8 protein-coding genes and 6 pseudogenes are annotated in these 14,369 nt (G+C 56.4%); 9 read left to right on the forward strand and 5 right to left on the reverse strand.

Annotated features, from left to right (window positions below; genetic code table 11):
• From WT24_RS33080 to WT24_RS33090, 4 genes and pseudogenes are all read left to right on the forward strand, one after another.
• Positions 1-250: pseudogene (locus tag WT24_RS33080) on the forward strand (integrase core domain-containing protein); the annotation flags it as partial.
• Between the two features lie 799 nt (positions 251-1,049).
• Positions 1,050-1,799 (forward strand): carbonic anhydrase family protein, encoded by a 750-nt coding sequence (locus WT24_RS18775; protein WP_060035451.1) that lies wholly within the window; start codon positions 1,050-1,052, stop codon positions 1,797-1,799.
• Positions 1,800-2,627: 828 nt separating this feature from the next.
• Positions 2,628-2,963 carry an integrase core domain-containing protein gene (locus WT24_RS35835; RefSeq protein WP_082742225.1) on the forward strand — a complete coding sequence of 112 codons (336 nt, stop codon included), beginning with the start codon at positions 2,628-2,630 and terminating at the stop codon, positions 2,961-2,963.
• Positions 2,964-3,156: 193 nt separating this feature from the next.
• Positions 3,157-3,879: a response regulator gene (locus tag WT24_RS33090; protein WP_156441833.1), complete on the forward strand. Its 723-nt coding sequence runs from the start codon at positions 3,157-3,159 to the stop codon at positions 3,877-3,879.
• 379 nt (positions 3,880-4,258) lie between these two features.
• Here the strand turns inward: WT24_RS33090 and WT24_RS33095 are convergent, their stop codons facing one another.
• Together WT24_RS33095 and WT24_RS18790 are read right to left on the reverse strand one after the other, a co-directional pair.
• Positions 4,259-4,999 carry a response regulator transcription factor gene (locus WT24_RS33095; protein WP_082742228.1) on the reverse strand — a complete coding sequence of 247 codons (741 nt, stop codon included), beginning with the start codon at positions 4,997-4,999 and terminating at the stop codon, positions 4,259-4,261.
• Positions 5,000-5,357: 358 nt separating this feature from the next.
• A pseudogene (locus tag WT24_RS18790) lies at positions 5,358-5,865 on the reverse strand (ionic transporter y4hA); the annotation flags it as partial.
• Positions 5,866-6,212: 347 nt separating this feature from the next.
• Here WT24_RS18790 and WT24_RS33100 point away from each other — a divergent pair.
• From WT24_RS33100 to WT24_RS33105, 3 genes and pseudogenes are all read left to right on the forward strand, one after another.
• Positions 6,213-6,542: pseudogene (locus tag WT24_RS33100) on the forward strand (transposase); the annotation flags it as partial.
• 317 nt (positions 6,543-6,859) lie between these two features.
• Positions 6,860-8,549, forward strand: a pseudogene (locus tag WT24_RS18795) (phage integrase family protein).
• A 1,036-nt stretch (positions 8,550-9,585) separates the two neighbouring features.
• Positions 9,586-10,242 carry a fimbrial protein gene (locus tag WT24_RS33105; RefSeq protein ID WP_257127520.1) on the forward strand — a complete coding sequence of 219 codons (657 nt, stop codon included), beginning with the start codon at positions 9,586-9,588 and terminating at the stop codon, positions 10,240-10,242.
• Positions 10,243-10,328: 86 nt separating this feature from the next.
• Here WT24_RS33105 and WT24_RS33110 read toward each other — a convergent pair whose 3' ends face one another.
• Together WT24_RS33110 and WT24_RS18800 are read right to left on the reverse strand one after the other, a co-directional pair.
• Positions 10,329-11,159, reverse strand: a complete 831-nt coding sequence (locus WT24_RS33110) for a methyltransferase domain-containing protein (RefSeq protein ID WP_156441834.1) — start codon at positions 11,157-11,159, stop codon at positions 10,329-10,331.
• Between the two features lie 24 nt (positions 11,160-11,183).
• A complete protein-coding gene (locus WT24_RS18800) occupies positions 11,184-12,506 on the reverse strand; it encodes a salicylate synthase (protein WP_257127521.1) in 1,323 nt (440 codons plus the stop codon).
• A gap of 429 nt (positions 12,507-12,935) precedes the next feature.
• On the opposite strand from WT24_RS18800, the pseudogene WT24_RS33115 reads away from it, so the two are divergent.
• Together WT24_RS33115 and WT24_RS18805 are read left to right on the forward strand one after the other, a co-directional pair.
• Positions 12,936-13,105: pseudogene (locus tag WT24_RS33115) on the forward strand (transposase); the annotation flags it as partial.
• A gap of 90 nt (positions 13,106-13,195) precedes the next feature.
• Positions 13,196-13,774: pseudogene (locus WT24_RS18805) on the forward strand (transposase domain-containing protein); the annotation flags it as partial.
• A gap of 40 nt (positions 13,775-13,814) precedes the next feature.
• Here the strand turns inward: WT24_RS18805 and WT24_RS18810 are convergent.
• A partial coding sequence (locus tag WT24_RS18810; protein ID WP_156441729.1) for an IS256 family transposase occupies positions 13,815-14,369 on the reverse strand: 555 nt, incomplete at its 5' end.

Consider the following 14,369-nt stretch of genomic DNA (forward strand, 5'->3'; position numbering starts at 1 on the left):
ATCCAGACGAGACAAGGCGCAGTGCCGTGCAGTTCCTGCGCGATGCAGTGGCTTGGTACGCAGGGCTTGGCGTGGGTTACGTGAATGGGCCTACGCATGGACATACCAGAGCTCCGCCCATCGCATCGAAGCCTTGGCGAGTTGGCAGCACCACTACAACTGGCATCGTGCGCATAGCGCCATCGGCGGCGTTGCGCCGATGGCCAGACTTCCTGCGTCGAGAAACAACCTCTTGACGCTTCACAGCTAGCCGGTGAGATGGCTGACGACGCGGGCCGTCGTGGCATCGAAAGCGTCACCTTGCACTCGACTGTGACTCCGCTTTCGCGTCACCCCACCAGAACTTGCCCGCTATCGCGCGACGGCCGCGTTTTGCCCGTTAGGCGTTTCAATGCCGCTAATTCTTGTCAGCGGCATTGCGCCGTCGAGACTTCCCTCGATGAACTGCGAAGGTCTCCGGTGATTTCGACGCAGCTTGCCAGGCCGGGCGGGTGAAGGAGCCCACCAGTCTTTTCCGGGGACCGCTGGCTTGGCGTGGGCTACGCTGAAAGGGAGTGCTACACCGTTTCTTTCTGGTCATCGGTTTAAACCAGCGTACTCTGAGATGGAGAAAACGACGGCACCGAAGCGTGGCGCGATTGCCAAAGGCGTGAAGGTCGGTTGTGTCTATCAGTGCAATTGCTAAACTGCCCTCGACCGGTACATCGAATTGCGCTGGCAGCGCGGCTAAGTAACGGCACGCGACGGAGTAAGTGGCACGAACCTATGCCTACCGCGCCGTACCGTAGAGCAAGCCGCAAATCAAGCGCCCGTTCCGAAGCGGCGCCCGAAATGGCGGTCGCCATCTTCTCGCAGACATCTGGCGACTGATGGCGGTCGTAAGTCGCCCATCGAACGCCTACAGCGGCTCAAAGGGGCGTACTTCGCGTATTTGGGCCAGAAACCTTTTGCTTAATCGAAGATTTCAGAATAAATTGTTGAAGTCCTCAAACCGGACCGTAAATGAGGGTTCTGATTCGAGTTATTATCGCTGTATATTCGTGGAGAATATGCCAATCGTTTCCCAGACTCAATTCTGCTGTGCTACGTCGATCGCTGCTCGACGCGCTTCGCTCAAAACCGCCTTGATTCTCATGGCGTTCGGTCTGGCTGCCGAACTCCTGCCCGGCTTGACGCACGCCGCTGCTCTCAGCAAGGGGCAGCGCGATGCCATGACGCCCGACGACGTGATCGCTATGTTGAAGCATGGCAATGAGCGCTTTCGAGCTGGCAGACTGCAAACGCACGATTATCTGGCGCAGAAGCGTGCGAGCGCGAGCGGCCAGTATCCGGCAGCTGTCATCCTGAGTTGCATGGATTCGCGTGCGCCTGCAGAAATTATTTTCGACGCGGGTATTGGCGATACTTTCGATACGCGCGTGGCGGGCAATATCGTCAACGACGATCTGCTGGGCAGCCTCGAATATGCTTGCGCCGCAGCCGGCTCCAAAGTTGTGCTCGTGATGGGCCACACTTCGTGCGGCGCGATTGAAGGTGCCATCGACGGCGCGAACCTCGGTAATCTCACCGGCTTGCTGAACAAGATTAAGCCGGCCTTGGACGCAACCAAGTTCGATGGCGAGCGCAACAGCAAGAACGATGCGTTCGTCGATGCCGTGGCAGCCACCAACGTGCGCCAGACTATCGACCAAATCCGAGGCCGCAGCGATGTGCTGGCCAACCTGGAAAAGAACGGCAAGATCAAGATTGTTGGGTCGATGTACCACCTTGTGGGAGGCGAGGTGGAGTTTTATAGCTGATTGGTCAGCGGCTTGATCGGGCGCCGCGAACCGCTCAAGCCGCTCGAGTTATGGGGCGCTGAGTTTGATCTCGTGGTGCTGAATGACGCAGTGCCAGAACATAGCTCAGGCTACCTACTGCTCGAAGACCCGGCCACTGCGCTGGAATTCGCGCACCCACGCCGGCTGCTTGATACCGTCAGGACCGTTAGGCGTGAATGGTGGCTCGGCGTGAGCGTCGCGTGACGCGATGACGTTTGCCCGAATCCCGCAGTGCCACGAACTTGCAGTAAAGTTGGTGGAAGCGGGGGCGTCGGCATCACTAATATTGGCACTTACCAATAGACGGGCCCGGGAGGTTTGGTAACACTTCTCCACTCATGCGCCGCCAGTGTCCTCTTCGATCGTACCCCTTGCTTTGCAGTGTGTAGTTCGCGCGTACGGTTGGCCTTCGAAGAACTCGATACAGCCTCAGCTGTGCGAGTCGCGTGCGCGGCAAATGTGGCGAGCCTTCCAGCTCAACTTTCTGCGGTGGCGTTTTCGCCGTCTTCGTTGTGGCAACGATATCAACCTATCCGGTGCGACACAATCCAATCCGGTATGGAGCTATGACTTCGTGCACGACCAGTTGGTCGACGGCCGGGCGTTGAAGATGCTTTGCGTGGTCGATGAATACACTCGCGAAGGCTTGGCGAACTAAGACGGCGCCAGTTTGCGGCCGCAGGTTGCGATCCTGGCGCTGTCGCGCCTATTGCGGCTGTACGGCAAACCCGCATTCGTTCGGTCTGACAACGTAGCGAATTCATCTCGAAGGCAATGGACCGGTGGGCGTATTAACATGGCGTTGAACTGGATTTCAGCCGGCCGGGCACGCCTACTGACAACGCCAAGGTCGAAAGCTTCAATGGGCGCTTCCGGCAGGAATGTCGGAACGCGCACTGGTTCTTGTCATTGGTTAACGCGCAGAGCAAAATCGACGACTGGTGCCCGTACTATCATGAGGTTCGTCTCCACTCCGCATTGCGGTGGATGACACTCGCCGAATTCGCCCGTCAGGCAAGGGAATCCGCCACGCCTGACCACTCAACTAACCGGAAACCTCCACTTCCGACGGGGACTAATTCTGGTTCAGGCTCAGGTGGGGCCGGCTGCGGTCGCCGCGGTCAATACGCACCGATATGCTGATGCTCTTCGAACAGGGCGAGGTTAGCGATCTGGCAGCATCATCGTTGAAAAGCAGAAAGTCAATCGATTGGTAAGGGTGGGCGAAATTGTCGGAATAAATAGTACATTGGTAATTCGTGACAGAAAGTGGAGTTGACATAAATTTGATCGTGGGACGGCGGCGCATTTTGTCTTGTGCTGATTTTTCATATTTTTGGTAAATATTGAAAGTATGGCGAATTTTAAATTGTTAATTGTCGATGACAATGCCATAAATCGGGAAATTCTATGTGACCAAATGATGGCTCTCGGGTATAGTGCGGATGTTGCGGTTGATGGAATGTCAGCATTGCGGATGACAGTTGAGCGAGCTTTTGATGTTCTGATAACTGATCTGCAGATGCCGGGTATGAGTGGGTATAATCTGGCGCGTTTGATCCGTGATCGTAATGTGCATATGCCTATCATAGCGATCACCGCACATATTTCTGAAAATGAGCGTGTGATGTGTCGTGATGCTGGTATTAACGAGGTTGTATTAAAGCCGGGGCGACCGGATTTGATAGACAAAGTGATAGGGCGTCTTACAAAATGTGCGAAAGAAGTAAGGGGCGAAAAATTGGTGAAGGATTTTTCTCATGGCGTGCTACCCGACCTTATTCTGCATGAGTTGTCGCGTGCTTTCGATGAGTCGATTTGTTGCATCGATGCTTCGATGCTAAATCGTGATATTATGAATATAATGAGAGAACTGCACTCGATAAAGGGCGCCTTTGCGATGGTTCACGAGATGGATCTCGTTGGTTTGTGTGGCGATATTGAGGCCTGTGTTAAGTGGGGAGACTTTATGGGCGCAAAGAGTAAAGCTGAAATGCTACGATTTATGGTTCAAAAGTTCCTTGAGCGGCGCTCGGCTGGCGGTTCGGTGCGGGGGTAATTGGGCTATTCGTGAGGGCGGCTCAGTGGGTTGGCGGTGATAAAAGGTTTGGGTTTATTAATTTTTAAAAGAGGGGCATCTTTTGTGTGTCCAATTTGGTGGACATCCGTAATTAAGTTGGTGGTTGCTTGAGTCGAAATGTTGATCTTGGTTATGCCGTTTCGGAGAAGATTTGATTGGCAAGAGGGCTATTTGAGGTTGTGGATTGAGGGGGTGAAGTATGTCTTGATAAATCGATCGGGGTGCTGCAAGAGGTTTCTGTGGTTACATAATGTATGCTTCGAGTGTGCCTGCATTGGCGAGAACAATTTTGATGGAATTCCTATTAAGGTCGCGCGCGAGTGGTTCGACTCGGCATAAACGTTGGCTTTTATATGGATTAATCGATGGGGTCGTGCGATGGCGCTTTCGGGTTTCGCGGGCTAGAGCGTTTATTAATTGTCGATTGGCTGGAAGGGGGCGTTTTTTCAGTTCCTGCGAGAGTGACTCCAATCGCATATTTGATCAAATCTGTATCTGATTCAATGCCGAGCTTCCTCATTGCGCTTGTTTTTTGCGAGCTGACTGTTTGTTTGCTGCGTTTTAGCTGTTGTGCGATCTGATTTACACTTAAACCAGAGACGAATAACCGAACGATCTCTTCCTCTCGTGTGGTTAATTCGTTATTTGCTGTTCTCGGTGATTCGATTTGTGCTTGCCACGCTATATCTGAAATGGAAGGTGAGAAATATCGCCCAGAAGCATATGCGCCATGTATGGCGGTCATTACGTGGTCTGTACTGTCGGATTTGCTAATTATACACTTTATGCCAAGTTTTAAAAGGGACCGGATTGTCCCGGGATTGCTAACCATGGTTAAAACAACAATGCGGGTGTCCGGGTAACGTCGGCGCAAAAAAGAAAAGAGAGTAACGCCGTCTCCGAATTCTCCGCCAGGCATGGCGTAGTCTGAAACTAAGACGTCGCATGTGTGTGCATTAAGAGCACTAATAAGTTCCGTGGAATTTGAGGCGGCTGCGACGACTTTGATTGTTGAGTGGATAGCCAGAGACGCCTTTAGCCCGCTAATGATGGCGGGGTGGTCGTCGGCAACGATAACGCGAATCACTAACTTATCCATGTTCATTTTCCTATAATTCCTTCGGATCGGAAATGCTGCATATTTGTTGTTTGGTCGTGAGGATTTTGGCTGTTAAATAAGCTATGTGAACAAACTTCGTCGGCGCATCTTTTCATTCGTTGTTCTCGTCAGAGTAGCTTGCAGGTCGATGTGAAGCAAATTACTTGGTGAGCCGACCGCTCCAATTCAATGCAACTACGATGGTGCACTGAAGGGGTAACTTCCGTGCCCCATCGACATGGGGCATGATCAGCCTTTCCGAACCTGTTGACCCGTTGTCTGAATAGACTAATATGTTACGCGATAGTGGCTGTGGGAGGGGTGTTACCCATGACGGGGCCGGCCCTGGGCCGCTGCATCAATGCGTCACCGACAGGAATAGGTACGCGGCGAACGGCACGACGTACAGCACCGTCGTGCGCCCCTGGCTCAGCGTGAGCGTGCTGACCAGCAGCGTGTGCGTCAGCAGGACCGTTTCCCTCGTGCTGATCCGGAGCGTGAGCGGCTGGCCGACCCAGATGAACACGGCCGCGACGGTCTGGATCGTGGCCCGATGCTCGCGAGCGGCGAACCGAGCGCGAGGCTCATGCTGGTTTGCAGGCGGTTCGCACGCGAAGCGGTGACGGCCGCGAGCCCTTCCGGCAGCAGCATGAGCGCGGCGATCACGATACCGACCCGGGCGCGCCGAGGTTTAGCACCGCATGCTCGACGGCCGGCGACAGCAGTTTCGCCAGTAGCACGACCGCGACGAGGCTCGCGAACAGCAGCACCATGCTGATGATCGCGGTTCGGTTGCTCGGCGCCGCCGCGTGCACCGCTTCGTCCGCACTGTCGTGCGCGGCGAGGAAGAAGTCGCGGTGACGTAGACCAAATAAAAGATGTCAACTCGAGATGCTCTCCGCGCAAGGCGCTCGACGCTTGAGTTGACGACTTTATCGACAATCTGGCCGAAGTAATGTCGTCAATTCGCTTCCTAGACTTCGAATCCCGCCCGTAAGGTCTTGATCTTATGGAAAGATTCTGGCCGCGGCGACCTTGATCAGCTCAGTTGGTTGATTCGGGTCGTCTACCTGGCGTTCTACCGGCGGGATGCGACCTCGGCTAGCGCCGAGGTCGAGCCATACCGGCGGGCCGAAGCGGCGCTTGTATGTTTAAACCAGACCAGTACGGTAGAGTTTGGAGGTTGCCAGACCGGGCCGCGAGCGAGCGCCCCCTGAATGCTCAGTTACCTGAACTCGGCCGCGTCAATCGACGACAAATCGCCGCCTTGGTCGGTGTGGCCCCGATGGCCTTCGACTCCGGCGCAACGCGTGGTCGCCGACATATCCAAGGCGGACGCTTCGAAATACGCCGCGTTCTGTACGTGGCCGCGCTGACAGCCGCACGTCGCAACCCCACTATCACCGCCTTCTACCAACGCTTGATCTCAGGCGGCAAACTGTCCAAGGTCGCGCTGGTCGCCTGCATGCGCAAGCTCCTGACCATGCTTAATGCCATGGTCAGATCCAACACGCCTTGCGACAATTCGCTTCATCACACTTGACTTTGAAGACGGTTACTCAGTGCGTCCATCACGCGAGTCGAGCTCGGCGAGCGCTGCCAAATGCTCACCACGAACTGGCAACCGGTGAACGCATTCTGGTCATCCACGACAAGCAGCTTGCCGCAATTCCATGGCATTGATACCTGTCCGCCTGGAAACAACTGCAGCACTACATCGTAGCGGGCAAGCGCTCACCCATCGCGGCTGCAGTGGGGACGTGACCACATCGACAGAAGGGGGTATTAGCATTCAAGCGAAAGCGCACAGATAATCTAACATTATCGGTCCATCAACAATTTTGATCTAAACTGCAAGTCATGAAAACGCGCGACGCCCCTCCCACCGGTGAGACCGAACTTGTCTTTCCCGATGAGGCCGAGCTTGCAGCATTGCGCAGTTGGTACGCCGGCCTGGACGCGAGAGCAGCCGTCGCCCGCTTTCTCGGCGATCGCCGGGCAGTCGGAACGTCGTCGCGCGGCGTACTCGGCGGGATTCGCCGGCAGCTCATCGCGTACGCGCAAGCCCGCCACCGCCCGGACCTGGCGGCCGCGTTTGTCGCCCGACCGGCGAACGCGGCTGCCGACAGTTTGGCTCGCGCGATCCAGACGCTTCGCAGCTTGCCCGCGCCGGCGCCGCTGATCACCGATGCCGTCGAGGTGTTGCTGCCGCTGCGCATCGTCGAGGCGCTGCCCGCGCACGGCATTCGGACACTCGCGGACCTGACCGTGCGGATTCCCCGGCGGCGTCGCTGGTGATCCGCTATCGCCGGACTCGGTGTCGCCCGCAGGCGCCGCATCGAGGCGTTCTTCGCCGCGCATCCGGCGCTGACCGAACGGGCGCGGGCATTGATCGTCGCGGTGCCGTCCGGCAGCATCGTGCCGTGGGAGCAGTTGTGCGTGCCGCACGAGGTCGACGGTTCGCGCGGCCAGTTCCGCGCCCCGAAAGCGCCTGCCTGCTGAAGGCTTCGAACGACTATGAGGCGGTTCAGTCGTGGCTGTCGCTGCACGAATCCGCCGCCACAAAGGGCGCCTATCGAAAGGACGCCGAACGTCTGATCCTGTGGGCGGTCGTCGAGCGCGGTTGCGCACTGTCGTCGCTCACCATCGACGATGCGATCGCGTACCGGAGTTTCCTGCGGCGGTCAACGCCGCGCGAGCGCTGGGTTGGCCCATCTCGGCCGCGGCACCACATCGAATGGCGGCCGTTCACCGGTCCGCTGTCCGCCCGCTCGGCAGCGTATGCCCTGAACGTCTTGCCGGCGCTCTTTCGATGGCTGGTCGAGCCGCGCTACGTGCTCGCGAATCCGTTTGCCGGCGTCAAGATCAAGAGCCACGTGCAGCGTGCGGGACTGGACGTGTCCCGCGGCTTTACCGAACGTGAGTGGCTGCTGATCCGCACGCTTGCCGATGGCCTCGAATGGTCGTACGGCTGGAGCGCGCCGGGCGCCAAACGCTTGTGGCTTGTGCTGGAATTCGGCTACGCGACCAGTCTGCGCGCGAGCGAACTGGTCAGTGCGACGCTCGGCGACATCCGCCGCGACGAGCACGGCGATCACTGGCTGCACGTGCTCGGCAAGGGTGGCAAGCTCGGCAAGGTGGCGTTGCCGTCGCTCGCTCGAACCGCGCTGGATCAGTATCTCGTGCAGCGCGGACTATTATTCACGCCGGCGCGCTGGAGCCAGGCGACGCCGTCGTGAGTCTCGACGAGGATGGCACGGGTATCGAATGCACGCGACTGTGGCGTGTGCTGCGCCGGTTCTCGATGCTGTCGGCTGACACGATCCAGGAAGAACGGCCGGCAACTGCTGAGACGCTGCGGCGCGCGAGCCCGCACTGGATGCGGTACACCCACGCGTCGCACGCGCTCGCGCGCGGCGCCGCGCTGATCATAGTGCGCGACAACTTGCGCCACGCGTCGATTCCGACGAAGTCGACCTATCTGCATAGCGACGAGGTGCAGCGAGCTCGGCCGTTCGATCAGGCATTTGGGGCGCACAACCGCCAGTAGCGACATCTTCGCGGCGAGACGCTGGTGACAATTTTGCTTCGCTGGCAGCAAACTTTTGAATCAACTACCTTTTTTGTGGCCTGTGCGCGGATCGGCGCGTGAATTGACATCTTTGCTTCGCAAACGGTGAAACTCTATTTTTTGGTCTACGGGTGACGCACGGTCTGCACGAACACGAATGCGCCGTAGAGCACCAGCGACGCGACGTCGGCGAACGCGAGCTGCGATTTCGAGAAGAACGGGCCGGGCGCGGGCGGCCTGACGCTCGATACGGGACGAAACAGTTCAATGCAACTGCCGGAGGATAGGGGCGCCGTCCCTTGAGACGACTCGTGGGCCGAGGGCTCGCTTCCGACATCGAAAGGGGCCGCCTAGCGTTGAACGGCGGTGACGGTGTAACACGCGCGCCCCAGGTGATTCGGCAGATTGTCGAGTGACGGTTTGCCGAATTTTACCTAACGTATCGGCAACACTATCGTGAAGTTAAATCTATCAGTCAATATTTATTTCAAGATATGCTTTCTGGATCTGCCTTTGGTATTACCATCATCGACTGATAGAGCTCCCGGGTATATCCCGCTTGACGAAGATGACGCAAACTATGGTAGGTGACTCAGAAATACCGCGGGCGTGATTGTATCAACTTGAACAAACGACCTCCACGATTTCCGGTTAGTTCAGACAACAGGAGTGGCATATGAAGAGCGGACGATACCATCGAAATGAATATCCACGGTTCAAGAATTGGCGCGCCGCTAAAGTACGCTGCTTGACTGTGCTGCTAGTCTGCTTGCCCGGGCTGGTGCATGCCTCGGACTGCAGGAATGACGGTGCTAGCGACAAAAGCACCCCGAACACACTGCTGACACTACCGAGTATTACGGTCTCCTCAGATGCCCCGATTGGGACGACCCTTTGGAGCCAAACGGGCATTCCGTTCTCAGTTTATTGTTCCTCGGGTGCGTTTAGTTGGGCCTCTACTATCTTATTGTGGCGCCAGGATCTGACACTGCCGGCGTACGGTCTAGAATTGGTTTTGACCTACAAAGGCAATCGTGGCAGCAACAACGAAAAGATTTCGACGGGCATCGAGGGTAACAATAACGACGTCAGCGGTACCATTGATCTACTATTGCGCAAGTCAAGTGCTACCCCTTCTTCGGGTGTTGTGGCGGTTGCAACCAAGACGTTGTTCTACTTGACCGGCAGCATATCTTCCCAAACCGACGCTCCACAACAGATCGCGGGTCTCAACAATATTGTCTTCACAACCTCCACTTGCGACGTCGACACCGGTTCGCGAAGTATCACCGTCCAACTTGGAGATATCCGTCGCGATTACTTTTCAGGCATTGGCTCGACTTCCACAGATCGAAACTTCGTTATTAATCTGAACTGCTCTCAACCATCGGGAATCTACAATGTGACGCTGAAATTAAACGCTACTCGCGACAATACTGGTGCTCCCGGTGTGATGGCGCTCGATGAGCGGGGGGACAAAGCGACTGGGGTAGGCATTCAACTGCTGATGAACGGTACGCCGGTGGAGTTTGGTACGTTTGCCAGCGTCGGTAGCGCTACCACCGACACCACCCTGTCGGTGCCAATGACGGCACGTTACTACCAGACTGCGAATCCTGTCACGCCTGGGGTTGCGAATGCAGTGGCGACATTCCTTGTAAATTACAAATGACACTACTGTAGCCGGAATTTTCCAACAAAGGCCGAGGCAGAAATTGAGTAAGCCTCACCAGCCTCAAGGGTCAATCACGCCGTACTTCATAAAGAACCGCGAAATGGTTTTTGTCCCCAGACCTGGAAAAACGTATGCGAGACCACTAGCGTGTCAGGCCTCGAGATATGTTCATGGAGTGAAACTTTCAGCGAATCATATTCCTCCCTTGTAATCATGGATTCGGCAACGAGTCGATCGCCCATGTTTTCAGAAAACTCATAGGCTAAGTACCGACGTTCGTGACCAGGAGGGTAGACATGAATTAACGGGTTGACATTAATATCAGGAATATTTGAGACCTCGCGTAGCAGGCGCGGAATCTTTCTTCCGATAAATGGATCGATCCCGTACTTTTCCGCGTATTTCTGGAATAGCTGCATGTATGTCGCCCAGGATGCTGACGGAGGATCGCACATAAAGCTCTGATAATCCGCCTCGTGAAGCGCAATCCATCCGCCCGGGCGTACTAACGACATCGCTTCTCGCAATATTTCCTCAGGTCGAGGTACGTTCACCAGGACTAGACGGAGCGTGACCATGTCAAAGGCGTTTTTGGGTAATCTCGTATCACGTGCGTCCCCGTGCAGGACCTCAACATTTCTCAAATTCCTGTTACGAACCATTGACCGCGCCAGTCTGACGGCCTCTTCGTTGCATTCGATAGCAGTGACATATCCAGTCTCACCGACACACGTGGCGAGGATGTCCAGGCATCCGTGTGGACCGCATCCAATTTCCAGTACGCGGCTGCCAGGTTTCAGCGGTATCTGCGCGAACAGCCAACCGGATTCAAGCGCTAACTGCTGGGCCTGGCGCTGAAGACGTGCTTGCTCCTCCTTGCGATATCCAAGCACATATTGGTTTTCCGCTTGCATAAGCCACTCCGTTGGTAGTCTGTTCTACTTCCGGGCATAGTCCGTAATTGTCCCACGGGACTGAGGGACATGCGTAGTGTTTTTCCCGACGAGATACGGGGCGATACTGGCCAGTTTTTCGCTCGTCTCAACCATTTCCCTTTCCGGGCAAGACTGGGCAATGATACCTGCCCCAGCCTGAAGCCATTTCCTGGCGCCATCCTGGAACACGGTTCGAAGCACTAGAGTCGCCTCAAACATGTCATGTCCCTGCAGAAGCAAAACGGCACCCGAGTACAACTCGCGCGGGGAACCTTCGAGCAGCTCGATAGCGCGCACCGCGACTCTCTTTGGAATTCCGGTGGCCGTAATCGAGGGGAACAATGTATTGAATGCATCCCAAGCATCAGTTCCATCCTTCAGCCTGCCTGAGACGCGCGACCCGAGGTGTTGTACACTTCCGCGCTTACGTATTGACATGAAATCGCTGACAGAAACTGTTCCGGCGACACATAATTCATTCAACTCATCGACGGCGGCGCGCACGGAGAGCACATGCTCAACAATTTCCTTGGTGTCGCCTAAAAGCTCGCTACTACGGGCAGCAACCTCTTCAGCCGTTCCGACGGTGGAACGGGTGCCCGCAAGCGGCTCAGTAGTCACGACACCGTTTTCGACAAGCGCGACGAGTTCCGGACTGAATCCAGTTGCTTCGAATGGTCCGTGCTTGAGCAAGAACGAGCGCGCCGGCGAATTAAATGACCGGCCATGTCGCAATGTCGACGGCATGTCTATTTCATTCTCAAGCTCAATTGAACGGGAAACGATAATCTTCTTGTAGGCCCCCTGACTGATATCTGCAAGCGCGCGGCTAACTCGACATCCATAATCGTGTCCGTTAGCGGATGTGTTGACTGCGAGTAATTCCGGTGGCTTATCATCCGCGGCCGCGATCATCATCGCCTGAACCTCGTGGGCAACGACTTCATCAGTAGTGCAAACGATAGCGGATCGCGTATCGAAAATTACCTCGACCTCAGGAACCATTAGGGCAAGCAACGGCCATCTGCCTGGTCGGTAAGGATCGCCGTTCACATGGGCTGCGTAGTTGAAGGCGGCCTGACCAAAAATCCTTCCTGCGGGTGCCCCGTGAACCGAGATGAAGTCCCTAGCGGCGTCCGTAAGCGTCCCATGAATCGGGCTCCTCCGCGTCGCGCCATTGGCGAAAACGGTGGCCTGTTTGCCATCGGAATCGACGACCAGAGAAGCTTTCGCGCCAATACCGACATACCAGCGCTCTCCTCTTTCATAGACGTAGAGGTCCTTGTGAGCATAGTGATGCAACAACGACTCGATGATCGGCAGCACGCCGTGCTGCCCGGGTGGGGTACACATGTTGAAGTAGCTGCCACACATGACTTCTCCCGTAATGTCGATACATGATATTGACTTGATAACGGTCGATCAGCTCAAACTTCCGTGACTTTTGGCAGTTCGTGGTCACTTTGCGTGCGGTGCCTATTGCAACTTGCACGGCGTTCGAAATATCCGGCCGCACGGCACGTCGTTAGGTATTTGAATTGGTATGCTAGGAATCCTAGATGCAGCAAACACAGTCTGCAAGACTGATTTTCAAGTTTCTCATATTGAAAGGCATCGCGTCTCGCTGATGATGAAAGGTAAATGAAATTGTGGGGGGCTACGGTTGAACCTTGGTTTCGACGCCCCACTCCTCCTCGAAGCATTTGAGGCACTCTGGGCCAACTTGCCTGGAACGCGGGACAATACCAGCAAGACGTGATTGAAGCGTGGACGGGACACGAGCGCCGACGACGGTTGTCGGTAGAGGAAAACTGTCGATGATTAGGGAGACCTTCGAGCCGGGCAAGACGGTTTCGAAGGTGGCGCGCATGCACGGCGCGAATCCGAATCAGCTACTTCATTGGCGCAAGCTCCCCCAGGACGGCTAATGCCGTTCAGTTAAGCGACTGCACGGCATTTTTGTATTGAGGAGGAGTGGTTGTAAACGCCGCGCTGAGGTGTTAACTTTTGGCGAGATGCTTTCCAGCCACCTGACCTCCCTGAGCGCTGCCCAACAGCCGGCGCCGGACCTGAGCCGACTGGCGGAGCATTTGCCGCACGAATGGATCGAGCATGCAGTCGAAGCGACGGGCGCCGCAAGCATCCGGCGTCAGCGCTTGCCGGCCGAACAGGTGGTTTGGCGGGTGATCGCCTTGGCCATGTATTGGCACTGGTCGATCAACGAGGTGCTCGACAGCCTCGATCTGGCGCTGCCCAACCAAGCCGCGCCTTTCGTCAGCAAGAGTGCCGTGGCGCAGGCGCGCCAGCGTGTTGGCGAAGCACCGCTGGCGTGGCTGTTTGAACGGACGGCCTGGGCGTGGACCATGCAGGACGCCGCACGCCATACCTTCAAGGGATTGAGTCTGTGGGCGATGGACGGCACCACGCTGCGCACGGCTGACAGCCCAATCAATCGTGAGCACTTTGGCGCGCAACGTTATGCCAGCGGCAAGGTGGCCAGCTATCCGCAGGTGCGGGCGGTGACGTTGACCGCCATCCCGACGCATCTGGTGGCCGATATCAACTTCGGGGTATTTGACACCAACGAAATGGTAGGGGGTGTCAGGATTTCCGTGTTCAAGGCAGGTTGAGTAATTACACGGAAGGCCGAACGAATCGATCTGCGTAAAGGATAGCGAACTGGTTCATGGCCGTCTTCCAGTCATGCGCGGCACTTCCCCAATTCGCGGTGATGTTGCGCAAGGCCAGCCAGATGAGTTTGGTCGCGGCCTCGTCGCTCGGGAAGTGGCCACGGGTCTTGATGATCTTGCGCAGCTGCGAGTTGATATTTTCAATCGCGTTCGTCGTGTAGATGATCTTGCGCACACCCGGAGGGAACGCAAAGAACGGGATCACGCGATCCCAGGCGTTGCGCCACGCGCTACTGACAGTCGGGAATTTCTGGCCCCACGGCCCATCCGCAAACGCATCGAGTTCGGCCTGAGCGGCTTCCGCGCTGGGCGCGGCGTAGATCGGTTTGATCGCCGCGGCCAGTCCCCGGCGGTCTTTCCAACTGGCGTAATCGAGGCTGTTGCGGATGAGGTGGACGATGCAGGTCTGCAGCGTGGTGGCGGGGAATACGGCGGCCAGCGCTTCGGGCATGCCCTTGAGCCCGTCAGTGACGGCAATCAGGATGTCGTGAACGCCGCG

Source organism: Burkholderia sp. MSMB1078WGS, assembly GCF_001528895.1.
Classification (GTDB): Bacteria; Pseudomonadota; Gammaproteobacteria; order Burkholderiales; family Burkholderiaceae; genus Burkholderia.